Source organism: Glutamicibacter sp. BW78 (assembly GCF_002332245.1).
GTDB classification, from domain to species: Bacteria; Actinomycetota; Actinomycetes; order Actinomycetales; family Micrococcaceae; genus Arthrobacter_H; species Arthrobacter_H rhombi_A.
In genome coordinates this window covers 152,669-174,511 of sequence record NZ_NRGU01000039.1, presented here as the reverse complement: position 1 = coordinate 174,511, position 21,843 = coordinate 152,669, and the positions used below count along the sequence as shown (strand labels likewise).

25 protein-coding genes, 1 pseudogene and 1 riboswitch are annotated in these 21,843 nt (G+C 64.6%); of the genes and pseudogenes, 14 read left to right on the top strand and 12 right to left on the bottom strand.

Going from position 1 to position 21,843, the window contains the following annotated elements; translation table 11 throughout:
• Genes CIK75_RS13635 through CIK75_RS13625 form a run of 3 tightly spaced genes read left to right on the top strand, consistent with a single transcriptional unit; the run spans position 1 to position 2,472 of the window.
• Complete coding sequence (locus CIK75_RS13635) at positions 1–924, top strand: EamA family transporter (protein WP_241895461.1); 924 nt, start codon at positions 1–3, stop codon at positions 922–924.
• Entirely contained in the window at positions 921–1,595 is a 675-nt protein-coding gene (locus CIK75_RS13630; protein WP_096224464.1) for an NAD(P)H-binding protein, read from the top strand. The genes CIK75_RS13635 and CIK75_RS13630 overlap by 4 nt, the downstream gene beginning before the upstream one ends.
• Entirely contained in the window at positions 1,579–2,472 is an 894-nt protein-coding gene (locus CIK75_RS13625) for an ornithine cyclodeaminase family protein (protein ID WP_096224463.1), read from the top strand. Before CIK75_RS13630 ends, CIK75_RS13625 begins: the two co-directional genes overlap by 17 nt.
• Here CIK75_RS13625 and CIK75_RS13620 read toward each other — a convergent pair.
• A complete protein-coding gene (locus CIK75_RS13620) occupies positions 2,462–3,004 on the bottom strand; it encodes an OsmC family protein (protein WP_096224462.1) in 543 nt (180 codons plus the stop codon). The genes CIK75_RS13625 and CIK75_RS13620 overlap by 11 nt on opposite strands.
• A gap of 34 nt (positions 3,005–3,038) precedes the next feature.
• A riboswitch (SAM riboswitch) is annotated at positions 3,039–3,154 on the bottom strand.
• Positions 3,155–3,306: 152 nt separating this feature from the next.
• On the opposite strand from CIK75_RS13620, the gene CIK75_RS13615 reads away from it, so the two are divergent.
• Positions 3,307–3,975 carry a DUF6226 family protein gene (locus tag CIK75_RS13615; protein WP_143413352.1) on the top strand — a complete coding sequence of 223 codons (669 nt, stop codon included), beginning with the start codon at positions 3,307–3,309 and terminating at the stop codon, positions 3,973–3,975.
• Between the two features lie 189 nt (positions 3,976–4,164).
• On the opposite strand, the pseudogene CIK75_RS16585 reads toward CIK75_RS13615, so the two are convergent.
• Positions 4,165–4,380 (bottom strand): annotated as a pseudogene (locus tag CIK75_RS16585) (hypothetical protein); the annotation flags it as partial.
• An 80-nt stretch (positions 4,381–4,460) separates the two neighbouring features.
• Here CIK75_RS16585 and CIK75_RS13600 point away from each other — a divergent pair.
• Positions 4,461–4,667: a DUF3040 domain-containing protein gene (locus CIK75_RS13600; RefSeq protein WP_096224459.1), complete on the top strand. Its 207-nt coding sequence runs from the start codon at positions 4,461–4,463 to the stop codon at positions 4,665–4,667.
• Between the two features lie 41 nt (positions 4,668–4,708).
• A complete protein-coding gene (locus CIK75_RS13595; protein ID WP_143413351.1) occupies positions 4,709–5,161 on the top strand; it encodes a hypothetical protein in 453 nt (150 codons plus the stop codon).
• A 49-nt stretch (positions 5,162–5,210) separates the two neighbouring features.
• Here the strand turns inward: CIK75_RS13595 and CIK75_RS13590 are convergent, their stop codons facing one another.
• Positions 5,211–7,043 carry a bifunctional UDP-sugar hydrolase/5'-nucleotidase gene (locus tag CIK75_RS13590; RefSeq protein WP_241895460.1) on the bottom strand — a complete coding sequence of 611 codons (1,833 nt, stop codon included), beginning with the start codon at positions 7,041–7,043 and terminating at the stop codon, positions 5,211–5,213.
• A 157-nt stretch (positions 7,044–7,200) separates the two neighbouring features.
• Between CIK75_RS13590 and CIK75_RS13585 the strand changes: the two genes are divergently transcribed.
• The 3 genes from CIK75_RS13585 to CIK75_RS13575 all read left to right on the top strand — a co-directional run bounded on the left by CIK75_RS13585 (position 7,201) and on the right by CIK75_RS13575 (position 10,084).
• Positions 7,201–7,836, top strand: a complete 636-nt coding sequence (locus CIK75_RS13585; RefSeq protein ID WP_096224456.1) for a TetR/AcrR family transcriptional regulator — start codon at positions 7,201–7,203, stop codon at positions 7,834–7,836.
• Positions 7,823–9,577: an MDR family MFS transporter gene (locus tag CIK75_RS13580; protein WP_096224455.1), complete on the top strand. Its 1,755-nt coding sequence runs from the start codon at positions 7,823–7,825 to the stop codon at positions 9,575–9,577. The genes CIK75_RS13585 and CIK75_RS13580 overlap by 14 nt, the downstream gene beginning before the upstream one ends.
• A gap of 162 nt (positions 9,578–9,739) precedes the next feature.
• The gene (locus CIK75_RS13575) at positions 9,740–10,084 is read left to right on the top strand and encodes a bifunctional 3-phenylpropionate/cinnamic acid dioxygenase ferredoxin subunit (RefSeq protein ID WP_086996461.1); all 345 of its coding nucleotides are present in this window, start codon (positions 9,740–9,742) and stop codon (positions 10,082–10,084) included.
• On the opposite strand, the gene CIK75_RS13570 is transcribed toward CIK75_RS13575, so the two are convergent.
• Both CIK75_RS13570 and CIK75_RS13565 read right to left on the bottom strand, forming a co-directional pair.
• Positions 10,067–10,915, bottom strand: coding sequence for a hypothetical protein (locus CIK75_RS13570; RefSeq protein WP_096224454.1), 849 nt, complete (start codon positions 10,913–10,915; stop codon positions 10,067–10,069). The genes CIK75_RS13575 and CIK75_RS13570 overlap by 18 nt on opposite strands.
• A gap of 50 nt (positions 10,916–10,965) precedes the next feature.
• Entirely contained in the window at positions 10,966–11,940 is a 975-nt protein-coding gene (locus CIK75_RS13565; RefSeq protein WP_096224453.1) for a D-2-hydroxyacid dehydrogenase family protein, read from the bottom strand.
• A gap of 109 nt (positions 11,941–12,049) precedes the next feature.
• Between CIK75_RS13565 and CIK75_RS13560 the strand changes: the two genes are divergently transcribed.
• The 4 genes from CIK75_RS13560 (at position 12,050) to CIK75_RS13550 (ending at position 15,090) form a co-directional block, all read left to right on the top strand.
• Positions 12,050–13,066 carry an aldo/keto reductase gene (locus CIK75_RS13560; RefSeq protein ID WP_096224452.1) on the top strand — a complete coding sequence of 339 codons (1,017 nt, stop codon included), beginning with the start codon at positions 12,050–12,052 and terminating at the stop codon, positions 13,064–13,066.
• 116 nt (positions 13,067–13,182) lie between these two features.
• On the top strand, positions 13,183–13,305 hold the full coding sequence (locus CIK75_RS16620) for a hypothetical protein (RefSeq protein ID WP_256382365.1): 123 nt from the start codon (positions 13,183–13,185) through the stop codon (positions 13,303–13,305).
• Between the two features lie 65 nt (positions 13,306–13,370).
• On the top strand, positions 13,371–14,588 hold the full coding sequence (locus tag CIK75_RS13555) for an MFS transporter (RefSeq protein WP_086996759.1): 1,218 nt from the start codon (positions 13,371–13,373) through the stop codon (positions 14,586–14,588).
• A 49-nt stretch (positions 14,589–14,637) separates the two neighbouring features.
• Positions 14,638–15,090 carry a VTT domain-containing protein gene (locus CIK75_RS13550; RefSeq protein WP_086996449.1) on the top strand — a complete coding sequence of 151 codons (453 nt, stop codon included), beginning with the start codon at positions 14,638–14,640 and terminating at the stop codon, positions 15,088–15,090.
• 16 nt (positions 15,091–15,106) lie between these two features.
• Here CIK75_RS13550 and CIK75_RS13545 read toward each other — a convergent pair whose 3' ends face one another.
• Together CIK75_RS13545 and ald are read right to left on the bottom strand one after the other, a co-directional pair.
• Positions 15,107–15,661 carry a YetF domain-containing protein gene (locus CIK75_RS13545; RefSeq protein WP_086996446.1) on the bottom strand — a complete coding sequence of 185 codons (555 nt, stop codon included), beginning with the start codon at positions 15,659–15,661 and terminating at the stop codon, positions 15,107–15,109.
• A gap of 77 nt (positions 15,662–15,738) precedes the next feature.
• On the bottom strand, positions 15,739–16,866 hold the full coding sequence (gene ald / locus CIK75_RS13540) for an alanine dehydrogenase (protein WP_086996442.1): 1,128 nt from the start codon (positions 16,864–16,866) through the stop codon (positions 15,739–15,741).
• Between the two features lie 105 nt (positions 16,867–16,971).
• On the opposite strand from ald, the gene CIK75_RS13535 reads away from it, so the two are divergent.
• Positions 16,972–17,463 (top strand): Lrp/AsnC family transcriptional regulator, encoded by a 492-nt coding sequence (locus CIK75_RS13535; protein WP_256382364.1) that lies wholly within the window; start codon positions 16,972–16,974, stop codon positions 17,461–17,463.
• Here CIK75_RS13535 and CIK75_RS13530 read toward each other — a convergent pair.
• From CIK75_RS13530 to CIK75_RS13510, 5 genes are all read right to left on the bottom strand, one after another.
• Positions 17,460–18,194: an ABC transporter permease gene (locus CIK75_RS13530; protein ID WP_086996439.1), complete on the bottom strand. Its 735-nt coding sequence runs from the start codon at positions 18,192–18,194 to the stop codon at positions 17,460–17,462. The genes CIK75_RS13535 and CIK75_RS13530 overlap by 4 nt on opposite strands.
• Positions 18,191–18,988, bottom strand: coding sequence for an ABC transporter ATP-binding protein (locus tag CIK75_RS13525; protein WP_096224451.1), 798 nt, complete (start codon positions 18,986–18,988; stop codon positions 18,191–18,193). The genes CIK75_RS13530 and CIK75_RS13525 overlap by 4 nt, the downstream gene beginning before the upstream one ends.
• A gap of 78 nt (positions 18,989–19,066) precedes the next feature.
• A complete protein-coding gene (locus tag CIK75_RS13520; RefSeq protein ID WP_086994270.1) occupies positions 19,067–20,524 on the bottom strand; it encodes a GuaB1 family IMP dehydrogenase-related protein in 1,458 nt (485 codons plus the stop codon).
• A gap of 81 nt (positions 20,525–20,605) precedes the next feature.
• Entirely contained in the window at positions 20,606–21,499 is an 894-nt protein-coding gene (locus CIK75_RS13515; RefSeq protein WP_086994250.1) for an FHA domain-containing protein, read from the bottom strand.
• A 7-nt stretch (positions 21,500–21,506) separates the two neighbouring features.
• Positions 21,507–21,764 carry a hypothetical protein gene (locus CIK75_RS13510; protein ID WP_086994247.1) on the bottom strand — a complete coding sequence of 86 codons (258 nt, stop codon included), beginning with the start codon at positions 21,762–21,764 and terminating at the stop codon, positions 21,507–21,509.
• Positions 21,765–21,843: the final 79 nt, after the last annotated feature.

The window sequence follows — 21,843 nt, the reverse complement described above, 5'->3', positions numbered from 1 at the left end:
GTGACTACCTCAACCTTCTCCCCGAGCCGTGGTTCCGCGGCGACTTCGCATCGCGGCCGACTGACCCTGGCGACCGCTGTGGCCCCGATGGCCTGGGGCACCACCTATCTCGTCACCACGGAGCTGTTGCCACCGGACCACCCCCTGTTCGCCGCACTCATGCGTGCCCTACCCGCAGGTGTCATCGCCCTGCTGATGACCAGGAGACTTCCCCGGGGCCGGTGGTGGTTCAGGATCCTCGTGCTGGGGGCGTTCAACATCGGGCTCTTCTTCCCGCTGCTGTTCTTCACCGCCGAACGACTGCCGGGTGGTGTGGCAGCGACCCTGGGGGCCAGCCAGCCGCTGCTGGTCACGGTGCTGGCCGTGGTTATCCTGACCGAGCGTTTCTCCTGGTGGCGGATGAGCTGGGGAATCGTGGGTGTGGCCGGCGTCGGTCTGGTGGTCCTGGGCCCGACGGCGGAACTGGATCCTGTGGGAATTGGCGCCGGGCTTGCCGGTGCCGCCTCGATGGGCACCGGCGTCGTCCTGACCAAACGCTGGGGCAGACCGGAAGGGATAGGCCCCCTGCAATACGCCGGCTGGCAACTGACCGCCGGCGGACTGATCCTGCTGCTGCCCGCGATGCTGCTCGACGGACCACCCAGCCAGATCGATGCCGCCGGGGCGGCCGGCTATCTCTGGCTCGGCGGCATCGGGGGATTAGCCGCCTACACGTTGTGGTTCAAGGGGCTCTGGACCCTGCCGGTCACCGCCACTGCCCTACTGGGGTTGCTCTCACCGCTGGTGGCAGCCGGCCTTGGTGCCCTGGTCCTGGGGGAAAGCCTCGATCCACAACAACTCAGCGGCTTTGCCCTCGCCATCACTGCGCTGGGTGCCGGGCAGTTCTCACCCCGACGTCGAAAACGACAGGAGACTACTTCATGAACATCACGATCCTCGGCTCCACCGGAATGGTCGGATCTAGACTGGTCCTCGAATCGGCGCGACGCGGGCACCACGTTCTCGCCGGTTCGCGGCAGGCGCCGGCGCACCAGGACCCCACCGTCACCGTCGTTGGTGTAGACGCCGGATCCTCGGGACAACTGGCGGTAGCGCTTAACGGCTCCGATATCGTCCTTCTCGCCGTTCGTCCGGATCACCGAAACGAGCAGTCCACCGCGTCCTTGACCGGGACAGTACTAGAGGCAGCGGCCGTGGAAGGAGTGCCCGTGCTGGTGGCCGGCGGGGCAGGGCCACTGTATTCCGTGGATGAGTCGCTCCGCCTGGTGGTGGACGACCCGCGGTATGTCGACCCCTCGTGGCGAGACGTCGCCCTGGCCAGCCTGACCCAACTCGAAACCTGCCTCCGGCACGAAAACCAACGGTGGACCTATGCCAGTCCACCGGCGGTGCTGGAGCCAGGCCGCCGTACCGGCGCCTACCGGCGCGGAACCACCACCCTGCTGATCGCCCCAGGCGGATCCTCACGGATCCCCGTCGAGGATTTTGCGGTGGCGATCCTGGACGAGGTCGAGAGCCCCGGTAACGACCGGCACTTCACCGTCGCGGAGTCGCTGGAGCACGTGGCACGATCGACCCATGCAGATCATCGGTGACGAAGAAGTACGCAGGACCAAGGCGAGGGACGTCGTGGAATGCATGCGGGAGGCGCTGGTCATGCATGGGCGCCGGGAGCTGGTCGCGCCACCGCGAGCCAGAAGCGCCCTGGGATCCCTCGACTACGTCTATACGGCGGGTTCCCTGCCCGATGGAACCAGCGGCTTCAGGGCCTACCGTGCCGGCCAACCTGCAGGAGACCAGCTCGTGGCGGTTTGGAATGGGGCGGGTGACCTAGAGGGTCTGATTGTGGGGGACGAACTGGGCATCCGACGGACCGGAGCTTTGGGTGCCGTAGCCGCCGATGTCCTAGCACGTCCGGAGGCGGAAAGCGTTGCGGTCATCGGTAGCGGCCCCCATGCCTGGGCCCAGTTGTGGGCGCTCGCCGCGGTCCGGCACCTACGCCGGGTCAGGGTTCACAGCCGCACCACGGCCCATGCTGTGGATTTTGCCGAACGGGCGGCGAGGGAGCTGGGCCTCAACGCCGTTGCCGTCACCGACTCGGCGGATGCCGTCAGCAATGCCGACATCATCGTCCTGGCCACGCGTTCTCCCACACCGGTGATCGACCTAGCCGATGTGGGCCCGGGGACCCACGTGACGACCCTCGGCCCGAAGTCGTACGCCCACCATGAAACACCGTTGGCTTTGCTGGATGCAGCAACCGTGGTCACCTGCGATTCCCCGGCCCAGGCGGCGGCATACCCTGACCCCTTCTTCACGGACCCGGATTCCTTGGTCTGCCTGGGTGGGGTGTTGCTGGGAGAGGTCCCCGGTCGCCGCAGCGCCGAGGACATCACCATGCATTGTTCGGTCGGCCTAGCCGGCTCGGAGATCCTATTGGCGAGCCGGCTGTTGGCCGCCTCTAGGAGTTGACCCGCAGCGTGGTGGTCACCGGTGTCGGGTTCGTGAAGATGTCCAACACCGGGCAGTGGGCATCGACTGCCGCCTGGAGTTCGGCATAACGTTCCTCGGCGTCAGGGCCCGAGACCTCTACGGTCAACCGGACATCGCCGAATCCCGGGCGAACCTGTTCCTCGATCCCGAACAAGCCGCGCACATCGAGGTCGGCATCCGCGGAGATATCCAGCGAGTCGATGCTGATGCCCAGTTGGTGGGCGTACAGCCGGTAAACCACCACCTGGCAGGAGATGAGCGCCCCGAGAGCGTATTCCACCGGGCTGGCAGCGACGTCGTCCCCGGCCAAAGCAGCCGGTTCGTCGACGGTGAATTCGTGGCGTCCGGCGCGGATGGTCGAACCGACCGATCCCACCGGGTCGGCGGTGGCACGGAACTGCAGCGATGCGCTGGCGGTATTCTGGCCGATCCGTTCTGCCCAGGCGGATCCCGCGGAATCGAGGCGTTCGGCGCGGTTGGAAATGCTGGTTTCTGCAAGGGTCTGGGTCATGGCGTTCCTTCGCTGTCATGGCGAGCGTAGCGCTGCGCCATACTTACGCCTCCCGGTCGGGACGGCGTCGAATCGTCACCTGGGGCACCCCACTATGGCGAAGGGGGTTGCCGTCCAACCGGCCAGGGCCTCAGGTTGGATCTCTTGATTCTTGGGTTCGATTCTGCTGGCGGGAGAGTAGATCGGGCAAACCCGTCGCGTCATCCGGGGACATACGCCGGCCCGTCCGCATGTGGCGGGACCGCCATCCCTGCAGCGTGATTCCCGTCGCCACGCGGTATCCCGGCGGCTACCGTGGGGCTATGAGCGGATATCGGCGCCCAGACTTCACCCGGGAGATCCATCGCGATGGACAGGGCACCCCGATCGCCTACGGCCATCGGTGGGAAGGAACGTCTCCGCCTTCACGCGCCTACTCCACGGTGGGTCATCGGCATCGTTTCATCCCCTTGCACGAGGTGGCTGATGCCCTGATCGACTGGCTGCTGGGTGCTTTCGACGTCGTCGTCGAACGGGAACCGGAAGTTGCCTCCGATCTGCTGTTCCCTTCGGAAGACGTCGTCCGTGCGGTCCGGGTCGTCCCGTCCATCCTGTTCGCGGCCCCGGTGACCTTCGTCTTCACCGGGTTCCCGGGGATCTTCCTGCACGCGGGTGCCCTCTACGACGCCCACTATCCGGTATGCGGTTGCGACGCCTGTGATGACGACGTTCCGGAACTTCTGGAAAACCTTGAATCCGTGGTGCGAGCCGTCATCTCCGGCGGCTTTTTTGAACGAATTAGTCCCACCGACGACCAATCGGTCGATTATCGGCTGCCCGAGCCGGGCCGGTGGGAAGAAGCCGGGTGCATCCAGGCCGAGGACGTGCCCGAGGGAAGGATGGAGACTGCAGAAGCCATGCTCCCTTCCGATGGGCACTGGCTGCCGTGGCCTGAAGCGATGCGCGACGCGGCTGGTGCGGCAGGGGGCTGACAAACCGTGTGCCCGTGGCGCAATATTGGGTCATGCCTCATGCGCCCAGAGATTTTGAATACTCCGTCGGTGGCGGTTCCGTCGTCATCTTCCATCAGGGCCGGCGAGCGTCGACGCTCCGCGGGACGGCAGCCTCGCGCTTCCTTCGTGACGTCGAAACACAAGAACCACAAGCGCTGATGGCGCGAGTCACCGGCAACTATAAGCACGGAAACGAACGCGTTGCGCAGAGTCATCCACGGAATCGGGCCTAGCATCGCCTCCGATTCGGTGTCCAATCCTGGTCGATGACTCATGCCCAGACCCGGCGCTGAGATGGCGATTCCGCTCCTCGATGAGCTTCTGCAGATAGCGGGCCAGGACCAACTTCTCGACCAGACGACCGAGCGGGCCGAAGGGCGCCGACCGGGGCGCCGAAATGCCACGCCCGCCGCGTCACGTCCCCGCCTCTGGAAAGGTCAAGGGCGACACGGTAGGGTCCATGCATGCGGTTCACTTCCATGCAGCGCCTCCTCATAGCCGCCTACTGCGCCATGATGCTCGTGGGCCTGCTTCTCCTGATCCTCGGGCTCTTCGGAGAATCCTGGTGGCTGCCCGTGATCGGAGCGCTCATCGCCGCAGGATCCGGATTCACGCTCTCCATCTGGTTGCGGGAGTTTCGACGTCAAGACACCCTGAAGAGCCGCGCCTGAGGGTTGTTTCACGGGAGGCGCTGAATCCGTAGTCTGTAGGCGTGAACAGAACAGCGACGCCCTTCCTCGTTATCGGTGGCCTTGGCATTGTGCTCGGCGGTCTTTTCTCCGCCATCAGTGCCGCCTCCCCTTCCTATTTGGCCGCCTGGGCGGTCGCCTATTTGGTGTTGGTGGTCGGTGTCGCGCAAGTGGTGCTGGGCCTGGGCCAGGACCGGCTGGCCGTAAAGACCCCTTCGGAGGGCATCGTTTCGGCCGAGGTCTTGACCTACAACCTCGCCAATATCGCCGTGCTGGGCGGCTCGATGTTTTCACTGACGTTGCTGACGTGGACTGGTGCAGGACTGATCGTCGTCGCCATGGGCCTGTTCATCTGGGCGGCCCGCGGTGCTGCCTCGGAACAGCGGTGGTGGCTTTATGGATACCGGGCGATGATCGTGGTCATTCTGGTGTCGGCCCCGATCGGCATCATTCTGGCGAATTCACGAATGGGCTGAAGGCAGCCGGCAGTGGCCGCGCCGGCAGTGGCCGGCGCGGCCACTGCTACTACTGCGTGACTGCCCGGCCCAGCGGGGCCGGGTCGACGACGTCGTGGGCTTCGAAGTAATCCAAGGCAGCGACCAGGTCGCTTTGGCCCGAGTCGGTCGCGTTTGCCCCCTCGGCCAACGTCGTGAAGTTGTCACCACCGGCAGCAAGGAACGAGTTCATGGCCACCTTGAACACGTCATCGTCAGCAATTGCCTCGCCTTCGAAAGTCATCGAGGTGATATGTGAGCCGCGGGCCGCGTCCTGCGTGTAGGTGTATGCCAGGCCTTCGGAAATCCCCAGATGCAACTTGGGGCGGCTGGAGCCGTCGGGCTGCCACTGTTCTTCCAGCACCGATTTCAGCTGCGCCCCGGTGAGGTCCTCGGTCCACAAGGTGTTACCGAAAGGTTGGACGTTGGCCACGTCCTTATACGTGACGGTCCCGTCCGTGCCATACAGCAGGTCTGCCCGCAGGCCTCCCGGGTTCATCAGGGCGATCTGTGCCGGTTCTCCGCCGAAATCCTCATTGGAGGTCGCCCACAGCTGCATATCTGCCACGAGATTGCCCATCGAGGATTCGACGCCGCGGTCGGCGCCGGGCTCGGCCCCACCGCGCAGAATGTCGCCACTGATCTGGCCCACCTGTTCCGCGCCGACGATCTCGGCTTGCTCGGCGGCCTTCTTCACGACCTGCGCCACTCGACGATCCGCCGGGAAGGCAGGAACGGTCTCGCCGGCGTCGTTCGTTTTCATCAGTTCCATCAGCGAACCAGAGAGGGCGACAGGCTTCTTGGAACGACGGTCCACGGTGATCTTCACCCGGTCCAGCGTGGTGCCGTATTCATGGGCCTGCACGACGGGGCGCTTCATCGAGGAGGACCAACCCTTGACCGGTAAGGAGCAGGCATATTCCTGGTGGGTGTGGCCGGAGAAGATGGCGTCGACGTCAGCCGATGCCCCGCGGATCAACTCGCCATAGGCGGTGTCTTCGTTGGCGATCGCCGAGCAGTCGGTGCTTGCGGAGCCCTCATGAGCCAGCAGAACGATCACATCCGCCTCGCCGTTGGACTTCTTGCCGTCGGAGAGCTGCTCCGATACCCGGTTGACGGCCTCAAGCTGGTTGCCGAAGTCGAGCCCGGCGACTCCGGAGGGGGTGACCAAGGATTTGGTCTGTTCGGTCACGACGCCGATGAATCCGACCGTGACACCCTGGACCTTGCGCAACGCATATTCCTTCAACGCCGGCTTCTGGGTTCCCTCGTAGTAGACGTTGGCCCCCAACGCGTAGTCGGCCCCGGCATTCTTGTTGTGCTTACCGTAGCGCGGGATGACCCGATTCTTCAGGTCGTCGATCCCGCGATCGAATTCGTGGTTTCCCACGGAGGAAACATCCAGCCCCGCGGTGCGCAGTGCATCGATCGTCGGGGTGTCGTCCTGGGAAAATGAGGTGAAGGTCGAGGCGCCGATATTATCGCCCGCGGAAACGAACAGGGTGTTGTTCTTTTTCTTCCCGGATAATTCGTTGACAGCCCCAGCCAAGACCGCCGCACCGGCAGACGTACCGCCCGCCTCGATCCGACCGTGGAAGTCATTGATGCCCAGCAGCTGGATGGTGCTCGTTCCCGGCTGGTGGTGACCCTGTCCATGGCCCCCACCATGATGACCGCCATGACCGCCATGACCGTTGCCGTGGCCTCCGCCATGGTGGCCCCCGGGGCCGCCACCGTGATGGCTTCCGTGGCTGCCTCCCAAGGGGATGGCTGCCTGGGCCGGGGCCACCAGTGCGGTGGCCGCCAGGGCGAGGCCGGCGATCACCGCGCCGGCCGCTCGGAGTGTTTGCTGATGTGGGTTCATGACTGGACTCCCGGATGCGAGGTGTGATGCATCGCACATTTCCGGTACGACACTCGGGTGATCCTACCGAGGGCCGTCGTGGAGTCAATGGCAGAATGTGTTTCATGGCACAATTTTGCAGTTGTGCAATGTTTGCAGTCGTGCATAAACTGTATCCATGCAAGAAGTCCCCTTAACGCAACGAGAGCGCAATCGCCTCGACACGTGGAACGCGATCCATGATGCAGCGGCGGCCATGGCGCTCGAAGACGGCCCCGTCTCCGTGACGATCGAGGCCGTCGCCGCCCAGGCCGGAGTTTCCAAGCGAACCTTCTTCAACTATTTCCCGACCAAGGAGGATGCCATCCTCGGCACCCGGGACCCGTCGGTTTCCGAGGAGCTGCTCGAGCAGTTCCGCACCAGTGATGCGGATCTATTGACCCGGATCGTGAGGATCCTGACCGGTGTGATGTCCACCAGCCTGGGCCGGGGCCACGCCTACCAGACCCGTCGCGACATCATTGCCCGCTACCCCGAACTCAAGGGGCGGATGATGCAACATATCAACGCCGCAGAGCAGCTGGTCGAAGAAATTCTGCAGGAACGCATCGATAGCGATGCGGCCGAGGAAACACTGAACTTGCTACCCGATGGCCAAGACTCCGCCAGGGCGCTCCTGATGCTCGCGGGAACCATCACCCGATACGCCTACCGTTCCGATCCACAAGGGACCGTCGCCGATATCGAGCTCCATATCGATTCAACCGTCAAGATTTTCCGAGAGGTAATGCAATCCACCCATGACAACGCTTAAAACCACCAAAGCCAAACCGGTGATCGGCAGCAAAAACCACATCATGCTGCTCTTCGCCGCCCTGATGATCACGATGCTCATGGCGTCGCTGAATCAGACCGTGCTCTCCGCCGCCTTGCCCACCATGGTGGGTGAGCTCAACGGCGTCGAGCACATGGCGTGGATCATTACGGCGTTCATCCTGGCCTCCACCATCATGATGCCGGTCTACGGCAAGCTCGGCGACTTGTTCGGGCGCAAACCCCTGCTGATCGTCGCCATCCTGATTTTCATGAGCGGCTCCATTCTTGGTGCCCTTTCCGGCACGATGAACGGCGTCATCATCGCCCGAGTCGTCCAGGGGCTCGGCGGCGGCGGCTTGATGATTCTTTCTCAGGCCACCATCGCCGACGTCATCCCTGCCCGCGAACGCGGCAAATACATGGGGATCATGGGCGGGGTCTTCGCACTGTCCTCCGTCGCTGGCCCGTTGCTGGGCGGTTGGCTGACCGAAGGGCCGGGCTGGCGCTGGGCCTTTTGGCTGAACCTGCCGTTGGGCGTCCTCGCGGTTCTGGCCACCATCTTCCTGCTGCACGTGCCCCGCACGCTCAATGACGTCCGCCCGAAGATCGACGTCGTCGGGATGATGATGATGGGCATCGCGACCACCACCCTGGTGCTCGCCTGCACCTGGGGCGGGAACACCTACGCCTGGGATTCCCGCGAAATTCTGGGTCTCTTCGGTGCCACCGTGCTCTTCGGTGTGGCCTTCGTCCTCGTTGAGCGCAAGGTCTCCGAACCAGTGATCCCGCTGATGCTGTTCAAGAACCGCAACTTCGTTCTCACGACGTTCGCCGCCCTGATGGTCGGCATCGCCATGTTCGGTGCCATCGGCTACATGCCGACTTACCTGCAAATGGTCACCGGGTTCGGCCCGACCGAAGCCGGTTTGCTGATGATCCCGATGATGGGTGCCCTGCTGGTGACCTCGGTCGTTGTTGGCCGGCAGGTCTCCGCCTCCGGGCGCTATAAGAAGGTCATGATGGCCGGAACGTTGCTCTTGGGCTTGGGTCTCGGACTGCTGTCGAGCATTCACGCCGATACCGAGGTCTACATGATCTGTGTGTTCCTGGGTGTGATCGGTCTGGGGTTGGGCATGAGCATGCAGATGCTCACCCTGGTGGCGCAGAACTCCTTCCCGCTGAAGTTCGTCGGTACGGCGACCGCAGGACAGAACTACTTCCGTCAGGTCGGGGCCACCCTCGGCTCGGCAGTGGTCGGCTCGCTCTTTGCCAGCCGGTTGAAGGACATTTTGGCCGATAAGCTACCCGCGGGGGCCTCTTCGGGGGCCAGCACCAACTCGTTGACTCCCGAATTGGTCACCTCCCTGCCCGCTCCGATCCGCGACGTGATCGTCTCCGCCTATAACGAGGCCCTGGTCCCGCTGTTCCTGTGGATGGTCCCGCTGGCCATTGCCGCGACCATCGCCCTGTTCTTCATGAAGGAGGTGACGCTGGCTACTCGTATCGAGCGCGAGGTCCCGGCGGCAGCGGTTTCCGAGGGACAGCTGGCAGGAGCAGACGCGCCTGCTCCGGCCGAGCAGCGCGAACCGGTATCCGTGGGAGCCGGCGGTGGCGGCAGCGAACCATCCCAGGTGCCGTCCATGGCACCAGTACCGGCTACACAGGTGTCCGAGGCGGCGGGTAGCGAGGCGGGGCAACGCCCACGCGGCGCCCACCGAGCCACCGGCCAGGCCGAGTAACCGACCGATACCAGCGGCCGCCGGCCAGCTTCACCCAGGGGCATCTCCCGAAAGGGGGTGCCCCTTTGTGATGCCCCACATTGCGTGGAAGTCAGCCGTGGACAACACTGGAATGAAAGGGACCCACCTGGTGTCCCGCTGCGCCAACCAAGGAGTAACACCGTGAGCGAACCCATCAATGTGGGACCGGTTGAAGAGATCGAAGAAGGCGAGGCCAAGGTCATCGACGCCGATGACACCGGGACCGGAAACGATATTTCCATCTTCCATAGTGAAGACGGCAACTTCTACGCGCTCGACGACGAATGCACCCATGAAACCGCTTCGCTGGCTGAAGGCTGGATCGAAGATGGCGAGGTCGAATGCCCCGTGCACTCGGCGCGTTTCTGCCTCAAGACCGGTGAAGCGCTCTGCCTGCCGGCGACCGTCAACGCCCGCATCCATAAGGTCGAGGTCCGTGACGGGGACGTCTTGCTCTACCCCGGGGTGTCACCCAACGCCGGCTAGACGCTCCAGCGCCAACGGGGTTCCCAATTCGGGCCGATCCGACGGGTGTTCAAGATAATGCACCAGGGCCGAATGCAGGCCGTTCGGATCCGCCAACAGGTACGCCACCTGCACCACCACCTCTGGGGAGGCGGTGGTGTTGTGTGTCGGCCCCACACCTGCCGACCGGTCGTGGGCCCTCAGGACCACGAGCGCCGGGCCACGCCGGCCCAGGGGCGTACGACCACGTGGATTCTCGGCGCTGATCGATTCCATATCACGCCAATACATTTCGGTCAGGCCCAAGGGCCCAAAGACCACCACGCGGCTCCGGGTCAGGAAAACCCCCGGCTCCTGCTCGGCGGAGGCGATGCGCAGCAGCCGCAGGCCTTCACGCAGGATCATGAATCCGGTAATGCCCAAGGCGAGGGCACCGGCTATCGTCCAGAAGCGCTCGAACCCGGCATGTAGCAGAGCGAATTTTCCGACAGCAGCCAGGGCGGCGACCAGCCCGATCACCCCGAGCCCGACCGTTGCTGCGGCAAAAGCCGGCGAATTATGGCGGTAGGCGAATCGGGTGGAGGCGCGCAGGCCGCTGGACGTGTTGACGGGGCTGAGCTCGGGCACCTGGGCGGTGGCGGGCAGGCGGAACTCGCGGACCAGCGACACGATGGTGCCGATCCCGAAGGCCACCAGGGGGATACCGAAGAGGAGCGATTGCAGGACCAACGCCCAGACGCCCAAACCGATCAGGAACCCTGCCATGACGAAGGCGGGAAGTAGGTGGTGAGCCAGCTTCCACCCCCGGTTACGCGGGGCCCACTGGACCTCGAGGCGTTCCTGTGCTGACATGCATCCATCGTATCGAGGAACCGTGCCGTTCGGCGGCAGCCGGGTGTGGCTTAGTTCAGTCGGCGCAACGGCTCACCATCGAGCCAGGCTTTCACATCCTCGAAGGCTTCCCCGTAGAAGACCTCATAGGTCTGCCGGGTCACGTAGCCCAGATGCGGGCTGAGCACGGTGCGAGGCGCGGAGATGACCGGGTGGTGGGCCGGCAACGGTTCGACGTCGAAGACATCCAGCGCAGCCCCGCCCAGCCAGCCCTCATGCAGGCCGCGCAGCATCGCGTCCTGGTCCACGATTCCGGCCCGTGAGGTGTTGACCAGCAGCCCGTCGGGACCCAGGAGGCGCAGCTCTGCTTCGTCGACCAGGCCACGAGTGCGTTCGGATAGTTGCAGGTGGATGCTCACGACATCGGCGCAGGCAAAGAGCTCCTCGCGGCCCACGAGCCGAGCGCCGGCCGCCGCGGCCCGGTCCGCTGCGAGATTCTGACTCCAGGCGATGACCTCCATCCCGAAGGCGGCACCATAGGCGGCAATGCGCGAACCGATCCTGCCCAGTCCCAGGATGCCCAACGTCGTGCCGGAGAGGCCCCTGCCAACAGTGGTGCCGTTTTGCCACGTTCCCGCCCGCAACGAAGCCTGTTGGGTAGGAATATCCCGCATCCAGGCCATCAGCAGTGCCCACGTGTGCTCGGGAGTGGCGGTGGTCGACCCGGCGGTCCCGCAGACCGTGATCCCGGCTCCGGTTGCCGCGTCAAGGTCGATGGACGCGTTGATTTTTCCGGTGGTGACCAGCAACTTCAACCGAGGTAAACCGGAGATCACCCCGGCGTCGAAGGCCGTGCGTTCGCGCATGGCGATGATGATGTCGAATCCGGCCAAGGCCTCCACGGTTTCCTGCAGGGTGGGTAGCGGGTCGTGGAAGACGACGATTTCGACATCCTGCAGCGTGTTCCAGGGAGCGAAATCCAGGGCGACATCCTGATGGTCGTCGAGGATGGCCAGCCGATGGGCCGGATGGTCGGTGGGGGACATCGAAGGCGCCTTCCGGACGGATAGTCGTGTTCTGTGAACCTTAGCGCCGTATGCTGGCAGTCTCTGGCCGGGACGGACCGGAGCGGCCACCGTCATGAAGGAGCCCAGAATGCACGACGCCGGATCACGACTGGTTTTCGGTTGCATGGGACTCGGCGGAGATTGGGGGACCGGCCCCATTGAGGCGGCGGACGTGGCCACGGCGCATGCTGCGGTGGACGCGGCGCTCCACGCAGGGATCACCGTTTTCGATCATGCAGACATCTACCGCAACGGGAAAGCCGAAGCAGTCTTCGGGATGGTGCTGGCCCAGCGCCCCGGGCTGGCCGGGAATCTGCAGCTGCAAACCAAATGCGGAATCGTGCTGGGGGATGCCCAGACCCCGGGACGGTACGATTCCAGCGCGGCGTCGATCCTGTCGGGGGCCGAGGAATCGTTGGTCCGGTTGGGGGTCGAACGGATCGATACTCTGCTGGTCCATCGGCCCGACCCGTTGACGCCTCCCGAAGAGATCGCCGCGGCCTTCAGCCAGTTGCACCGGGCAGGGAAGGTTGGCCGCTTCGGGGTCTCCAACCACTCGGCGGTGCAGATGACTCGGCTGCAATCAGTGCTGGATCAACCGTTGGCGGTCAACCAGCTACACATCAGTCTGGGGCACCGTGGTTGGGTGGAATCCGCGGTCATGGTCAACGTCCCCCAGGGTCCTGCCGGGCCGGCCTCCGGAGACGCCGGCGACCAGCAAACGCAGACTGACCCGTCACCGGCCCTGGCGGCGGCGGGGTTCCCCGCGGGGACGCTGGAATACTGCGCCGCACATCAGGTGCAAGTGCAAGCCTGGGGGTCGATGGATCGCGGCCGCTATACGGCACCGGCAGCCGATGCTCCCGAAGCCGACCGTGACACCGCGGCACGGGTGGAACAGGTGGCACGGAAACTCGGGAGCACCAAAGAGGCGGTCGTGCTCGGTTGGGTGATGCGCCACCCCGCCGGCATCCGGCCGGTCATCGGGACCACGAACCCGCGACGGATCGTTGATTGCGCCCCGGCGGAGGACGTCGCGGCACGGATGTCGGGCGCCGACTGGTACGGGATCTGGACCGCGGCCCGGGGAGAGCCGCTGCCATAACAGCAGGTCCGGACCGGGGCCTCGGCAGAGGAGGATCAGCCTGCCTGGCTCTCCAGCGTCTGGCGGAGAGACGGCGTTGTACATCCCGCTCCGAGACGAAGTGCGCGGATCTGCCGATGGCCGAATACGATGGCGTCATCATGAAAAAAACTCGTTCACTCGCCAAGCCCCTGACGTGGCTGCTCATTATTGCCCTGGTAGGAACCGTAGGAGCCGGTGCACTGCAAGGCGTCTTGTGAGCGGAGGAGTCGTGAACGACGGCGTCACCGGCGCCGGTACCGCCGCCTCAGACGTCGAAGCGCTGATGGAGCCGACCCGCCGCGTCAGTGCCCGGTGGGTCACCGGGGCGGTGATGGTCAACCTGGTCATCAATGTGGCGTTCTTCGCGCCGATCAACATCCTGATCGGGTTGCAGGCTACGGCGATCGATGCCGGGAACAAGGAGGCCATCCTCACCCTGGTGACCGCTTGCGGTGCCGCCGTCGCCCTGGTCACCAACCCCGTCACGGGGGCACTCTCGGACCGGACGACCTCCAGGTGGGGTCGGCGCTCGCCGTGGATCCTGGCCGGAGCGGTCCTGGGAACCGCGGCCATGCTCTTCCTCTCGGGGGCCACGACCGTCGCCGCGCTCGTGATCGGATGGGCGTTGGTCCAAGCCGGTTGCAACGCCATGTATTCAACCATCACCGCTGCCGTCCCGGACCGGGTCCCGGTGGCCCAACGGGCCTCCGTCGGTGGACTGGCCGCAATGGGTCAGACCCTGGGGATCCTCGGCGGATCAGTGGTCGGTTTCGTGATCTCCGGAAATGTGGCCGTCGGGTACTGGATCTGCGCTGCGGCCATCGCCCTCGGGGTGATCCCCTACCTGACTCATCGGAATGATCCGGTTCTGCCTTCGGGGCACCACCCACCGTTCCGGATCGGCGGATTCCTGCGCTCCTTCTGGATCAACCCCGTCCAGTATCCCGACTTTGGCTGGGCCTGGCTGACTCGGTTCCTGATGTTCGTGGGCAACCAGCTGGTCATCGTTTACCTGCTGTTCTTCCTGACCGATGTGATCCACCATCCGGATCCCGCCGCCGGGGTGCTGGTTCTGACGGGGCTCTACGCCGTCATGGTGGTCATCACCAGCGTGTTGGCCGGGCGGTGGAGCGATCGGGTGGGGAAGCGGAAGGTCTTCGTCGCCGGGGCATCGGCAGTGATCGCCTGTGCGGCGCTGATCATGGCGTTCTTCCAGGTCTGGCCGGCGGCGATGGTCGGCGCAGCCGTCCTGGGCATCGGCTTCGGCGCCTACCTGGCGGTCGATTTTGCCCTGTTGACCCAGGTGCTTCCCTCGGCGGCGGCCCGTGGCAAGGACATGGGGGTGGTCAATATTGCTGCCGCCTTGCCCCAGGTGGTGGCCCCGGCACTGGCCCTCGTGGCGGTGAAGTTCCTCGGCGGCTATCTGGCCCTCTTCGTCCTGGCGGCAATTATCGGTCTGGCTGCAGCAGCCTTGGTGTATCGGATCAAATCCGTCCCCTGATGGCTGACCCGTGGCGAGGGCGGCCGGGTTTCGGCGGTATTCTGGGTCAATGGATTGGTTACGCGAGGCTCCCTTTGGCTGGGCGTACCTCTTCCTTTTTCTGCTGTCCATGGCCCGCGCGAACACCACCTACTGGGTGGGGCGCGGCGTGGTCGCAGGGGTCAAGCATTCTCGTTTCGAATACGTTTTGGAAGGCCCGATCTACCGGCGGGCCAAACGCTTCGTCGCCCGCTGGGGGATCCTTGCGGTTCCGCTGTCCTTCCTGACCATCGGCATCCAGACCGCAGTCAACGCGAGCGCGGGGATGTCCAGGATGCCCTTATCTCGCTACCTTCCTGCGGTGATCGCCGGCTGCCTGATGTGGGCGCTGATCTATGCCACGGTGGGGATGGCTGTGGTCTACGCGGCGATTGCCGTTGGCTGGCAATGGATCGCTCTGGCGGGGGTTCTGGTGGTGGCCGGAGCCATCCTGTGGATCAGGTACCGGCGCAGGAACGGCTAGGCGGAGGGACCGGCTCTTATTCGGTCCGCACTGCCATGAACGACGCTGGCACCAGGTCTGCGCCCGCGACACCCTCGAGCATTCGCGGCTCGATGAGCACCCCCGAACGCAGGATGCTGATCTGCCCGGTGGACTCCAAGATCACGCAGGCGACCTCGGACCGGTGGCGGATGCCTGCCTGACGCAAGCGGGCGACCAATTCCCTTTCGGAAACATGGGTGCGGCGAAGGTTGGTCTGGACGATCTCGTCCCCGGCCATGAGCAGGAACGAGCGGTTGTTGATCATTCCCGAGACCCGCCGGAACCGACGCAGCTGCCCGGTGATCGCCTGCAGGGCCAGCAGCGTGACCAGGCCCAATGCGCCGGCGACCACCGTCGGGGTGTAGCCCAGGATCGCACGCCCGACGACGGCGCCGAGGGCGACGGCGGCCGCCAGATCGAAGCTGGACAGGCTGGCCATCGTGCGTTGGCCCATGATCCTGATCAGCGCCAGAATCACGAGATAGAGCGCGATGGCGGATACCACCACGCGTGCCGCGTCAATCCAGGTCAGTCCGTATTGTTCCCACATCTTTTTTCCTTTCCGCCAGCCTCCAGCCTAGACCGGGGGAATGCGGCGGTCCGACGGGGGGACGGGATCGAACTCTGCTACTGCTGTCCTGCCCCGTTCAGGATCTCGGCGGTCGGGGTATGGGCCAACCCCAGGGCCTCGGCCACGGGGGCGAAAGTGACGTGGCCGTCGTGCACGTTCAAGCCGTTGGCCAGCCCGGCGTCTTCCTGCAGTGCCTGGTGCCAGCCCTTGGAGGCGATGCGCAGTGCGTAGGGCAGGGTTGCGTTGGTCAGTGCCACCGTCGAGGTTTGCGGCACGGCACCAGGCATGTTCCCCACGCAGTAGTAGACGGCGTCGTGGACCGTGAAAGTGGGGTTGAGGTGTGTGGTGGTGTGCGACCCCTCGAAGCAGCCGCCCTGATCGATCGCGATGTCCACCAAAACCGATCCGGGGCGCATATGCGAGACCATTTCGGTGGTGACCAATTTCGGGGCGGCGGCGCCGGGGATGAGGACGGAACCGATGACCAGGTCGGCCGCAGCCACCTCGCCGGCGATCGTGAACTTGGTGGAGGCCAGGGTTTTGATCCGGCCGTTATAGGCGACATCGATTTCCTTCAAGCGGGCCAGACTGATGTCGATGATGGTCACGTCGGCGCCCATGCCCGAGGTGATCGCCGCGGCATTTTCGCCGGCAACACCACCACCGATGACCACCACCTTGGCCGGACGGGTGCCGGGAACACCTCCCATCAGGATGCCCGACCCGCCATTGGGCTGCTGCAGCTGGAAGGCCCCGATCTGTGCGGCGAGCCGGCCGGCGACCTCGGACATGGGGGCCAATAGCGGCAGGGTACGGCCCATGGTGACCGTCTCATAGGCAATCGCGGTGGCCCCGGCATCGATGATGGCCTGGGTGCATTCGCGGGAGGCGGCCAGATGCAGGTAGGCGAAGAGGATCTGTCCGGCGCGGATGCGGTGGTATTCTTCGGCGATCGGTTCCTTGACCTTCAGGACCATGTCGGCGCTGGCCCACGCGGCGTCGGCGTCTGCGCAGATCTGCGCACCGGCTTCAACGTAGAGTTCATCGGGAATACCTGAACCGAGGCCTGCGCCGGTCTCGACGATGACCTCGTGACCCTGTGCGACGAATTCGGAGACACCTGCCGGGGTGATGGCGACACGGAACTCGTTGTTCTTGATTTCACGGGGAACGCCGATGATCATAAGGACTCCTTGGTGTGTTTTCTGCGGCCCTTCGGGTGTTACACAGATTTTATTTCGGTACAATCGAGAATATCCGTAATTTCCATCCATCGGAAAGAGTGTGACGTGGCCACAGCGAAGAATGTTCGGACCGGTCGGCACTATGAGCTCGATGATATCGACCGTGGCCTCTTGCGGATGCTCACGGAGAACTCCCGGCGGACCAACAACTCGCTCGCCGAAGAACTCGGGATCGCCCCCTCGACCTGCCTGGCCCGCATGAATGCGCTGCGCGAAACGGGGGTCATCCGTAAATTCACACTGGATCTGGATCCAGAGGTCCTCGGACATGCGCTCGAGGCGCTGATCTTCGTGAGGATCCGTCCCGGGGCGCGGCACCTGATGTCCAGTTTTGCCGAGGAGATCCGCAGCAAGGCAGGGGTGATGCAGCTGTTTTTCCTCGGCGGAACGGATGACTTCGTGATCCATGTGGCGGTCAAAGATTCCAACGACGTGCGCCAATTCGTGCTCGACAACCTGTCGGCCAACCCGGCGGTGGCCTCCACGCAGACATCGCTGGTCTTCGAGCACACCCGCGGCGAAGTCCCCTGGCTCTAGGGTGTCCGACGGCGCAGGGTGATGGATCCCAACACAATGGAACCGACGATCCACGCCCCGATGAACAGGGCCCGCACCACGACATAACTGGAATCCTCGTCGCCGGTGGCCACGGCGGTCAGGGCGTCCATGGCGTGTGAGAGGGGCAGCCAGTCCCCGATGGTTTCCAAAACGCCAGGTAGTTGGGTGCGGGGCAAAAAGAGTCCTCCCAGCAGGATCTGCGGAAAAACGAAGGCCGGCATGAACTGGACGACCTGGAACTCGGTGCGGGCAAAAGCGCTGGCCAGGAGGCCCAGGGCGGTTCCCAGCAGGGCATCGGCGACGGCGATCACCAAGAGCAGCCACAGCTGGCCGTTGATTTCCAGGCCGCAGACCCAGATCGAGAACGTCACGGCGATCGCTGTCTGAGCCAGCGCGAGGAGCCCGAAAGCCAGCGTGTAGCCGAGGATGAACGACCCCTTGCCCAGTGGCATGGTCAGCAGCCGCTCGAGGGTCCCGGAACGGCGTTCGCGCAGCGTGCTGATGCTCGCCACCAGAAACATGATGATGAAGGGGAACATCGCAATAATGGCCGGCCCAATGGTGTTGAAGACATCGGTCTCCGTGAAGATCCAGGCCACCAGGCCGATGAGGAGACTGGGAACCACCAACAGGAGCGCCATCGTGCGTGGATCATGGAGGATCTGAGCCAGAACGCGTCCGGCGGTGGCCCATGTGGCGGAGAGGTTCATGGTTTGACTCCGTGGGTCGGAGCGGCCGCAGCCCTGCGATGTCGCCCAAGTGCCGGAAGGCTGGCCGGGGAGGGGGCACCATCGGAGGCAATCAGGGCCAGAAAAGCGTCCTCAGCTGTCTCTGTGTTCGTGGCCCGCAGCAGCCCTTCGGGGGAATCGTCGGCGATGAATCTGCCCTCGCGCATCAAGAGCAACCGGTCGCAGCGGGTGGCCTCATCCATCACATGGCTGGAAATCAGCAGGGTGGCCCCATCGGCGGCTAGTCCCTTGAAGATCGCCCAGAGGTCGGCGCGCAGTACTGGATCCAATCCGACGGTGGGTTCATCCAGGATCAGCACCTCCGGGGCGCCGAGCAGAGCCACGGCCAGCGAAACCCTGCTGCGCTGTCCGCCCGAGAGGTTTTCGGTGAGTTCCTGGGCGGAACCGGCCAGATCCGTCATCTCCAGGACTCGCTGGGTGTCCTGGGCGGGGCCTCCGAGGATCTTGCGGAAATATTCGAGGTTCTGCCGCACCGTGAGGTCGTCGTAGATGCTCAAGGATTGGGTCATGTAACTGACCCGGCGGCGGAGCTGCCGGGAACCGGCCGGTTCCCCGAGGACCCGAACGCTCCCACCGTGTACCAGCTGCGTTCCGACCAGACTGCGCAGCAAGGTCGACTTGCCGCAACCGCTGGGACCGAGGAGCCCGACCACGTCCCCTGACCCGACCGAGAACCCCAACCCGTCCAGAACCGTGTCCCGGCCGCGCCGGACCACCAGGCCGTCGACCTCGATGGCAGGTTCGTGAGTGCTCATATGACTTATGAGATGCCTGCAGGGGCCGCGGGTCAACCCCGCGCCCCTGCTGCCTGCCCGGTTGTTGGTCAGCGGTGCCTACCAGGATGTTTCGCGGGGACGGCCCTCCTCGTAGCCGGCACTGGACTGCACGCCGACGACGGCACGTTCGCGGAACTGGGCAATCGACTCGGCCCCTGCGTAGGTGAAGGAGGAGCGGACGCCGGAAATGATCGAATCAACCAAGTCCTCGACGCCGGGACGGGCTGGATCCAGGTACATCCGCGAATGCGAGATGCCTTCTTCGAAGAGCCCCGAACGCGCGCGATCGAAGGCCGACTGTTTTTTGGTGCGGTTCTGCACGGCACGAGCCGAGGCCATGCCGAAGCTTTCCTTATAGGAGCGGCCGTGCGGGTCCACCACCAGGTCGCCCGCGGATTCGTGGGTGCCGGCGAACCAGGAACCAATCATCACGCTGGCGGCACCCGCAGCCAGGGCCAACGCGACATCGCGCGGGTACTTCACTCCGCCGTCAGCCCAGACTTCTGCGCCCGATTCGTGTGCAGCCTGCGCGCATTCGAGCACGGCGGAGAACTGTGGTCGCCCCACCCCGGTCATCATGCGGGTGGTGCACATGGCCCCCGGGCCGACCCCGACCTTCAGGATGTCGGCTCCGGCGGAGACCAGATCGGTCACCCCGTCGGCGGCCACCACGTTCCCGGCCACTACCTGCAACCGTCGGCCGGTGCGGTCGGCGAATTCGTCGCGGGCCGCGGTGACGTGCGGCAACGCCTCGATCATCTTCTCTTGGTGGCCGTGGGCGGTGTCCACGACGAGGACGTCGACGCCCGACTCGAGCAGACTGGCGGTCTTGGCCCGCACGTCCCCGTTGATGCCGACGGCCCCGCCGACCATGAGCCGACCCTGCGGGTCGACGGCGGGGGAGTAGATGGTCGAGCGCAGGATGCCTTTGCGGGTCAGCACTCCGGCCAGCCGGCCGTCGTCGAGCATGGGAACCATGCTCAGATGGCGTTCGGCGATCGTGTCGAAGACCGAGCGGGGATCTTCATCGACCGAAGCGGTGATGATGTTCTCGCTCATCACCTCGGAGATGCGGGCAAAACGGTCGACCTCCTGGCAGTCAGCCAAGGAGACGATGCCTACCGGCTCATGGCCGTTGAGGACGACGGCGGCTCCATGGGACCGCTTGCCCAGCAGGGACAGGGCGGTCGATACGGAATCGGTGGTCTGGACCGTGATCGGAGTTTCGAAAACTGTATGGGCGCGCTTGACCTGGCCGACCATGTCATCGACTGCTTCACGGCTGATGTCTTGCGGCAGAATCGCGATTCCTCCGCGACGGGCCACGGTCTCTGCCATGCGCCGACCCGCCACGGCAGTCATATTGGAGACCACCAACGGGATCGAGGTTCCGATGCCATCGGGGGTGGTCAGGTCCACGCTCGTGCGTGAGGCGATGGCCGAACGCGAGGGCACCATGAAGGTGTCGTTATAGGTCAGGTCATAGGACGGGTTCACGTCATTGAGAAACTTCACATACTCGAGGGTACCGTTCAAACGAATTCAGGCGGCACCAGCCCGATGCCTCACCGCATCGGAAGCGGTGAGGCATCGGGGCTAGTCCTCGCGTGGATCACCCAGGCCGTAGATGGCGTCGTGTTCGATCACCCCGTAACGGCGGTCATATTGCGGTTTCTGGTACGCCAATTCGCCCCCTTGCCGACCGCCATGGGGGCGTCCATGATCGGCATACTCCTCGCGGACGAAGACCAGCCGCCAGGGTCCGATGCCGATGCGGGCGCCGGTCCGCAACGTATAGGAGCCGCCCTGGGGCAACCGGGTACTGCCGGTCACCGGTCCAATGGCCGTCAGGATGTACTCATCATCCGGCGAGTGGGTGATCGTGGCATGGCCGGCGACGGTCTCCGGTAGCTGGAGTTCGGCCTCGGCGTTGCTGCCGATCACCGTGGTCTCTGCCTTCAGATCGAAGACCTGTGCCGGGCGCCCGTCCCACGCCTCGCCGTCCTTCACGAAGATGAGCCGCGGGCGGCCGCCACCGTAGGTGTAGTGGGTCGTCGTCGGGCGCATTCGGTAGTTGCGCTGGAACGTGGGCGAGAGCGGGAAGGGTGTTCCCGGAGGAACCAGGCTCTGCGTCAGATCGCCCGACGAACCGCGCAGGAGTGCCGACCAGGCGCCGACCTTCCCGGGTCGGATATGAGCGGATCTGGTTAAAACTCGCTGAGCAGCATTGGCCTTGACGGCACCCAGCGAGACGATCGTTCCCTCCGGTGAAGCCAGCGAAACGCTCAGGCCCCACTCGCTGAGTTCCTGGGCGAACCCTCTGATCGAGCGCAGATCAGCCCGCGGGCCGACCCGGTATAAATCAGTGGTGTCGGTGCTGATCACCACCTCGGTTCCGTTGGCTCGCACGGTCCCGTTCACCGTGGACTCCGGTTCTACAGCGGTCGCCGGGACCGTGACCGAGAAGGCGAGGTCTATGTCCAGTCGCATCGGATCATCACCGATCCCGGTGGGGATCCGAACCGGCGGCCTGGTCGTCGCTGGTGGTCACCCTCAGCGTGCCGTCGAACTTCCAGGTCGCTCGCGGTGCATCGGCTCCGATATCGCGGGGTACTTCGACGGTCATGTCAACGAGCGTATAGTTCACCGCTGCGCCTCGTCCCGTGAGGTAGGACCATAATTGCTGGCCCAAGTCGGACCAGTCGCTGACCTGGCTTGCTCCAGATTCTTGGGGGGTGCTGGCTTCCTGTGACATCTCAACACTTCCTCTTCATCAGTGGACGAAACTTCGGGGAAACCGCTCGGGATGAGCAGGCCCTGTCCGGGGACTGCAT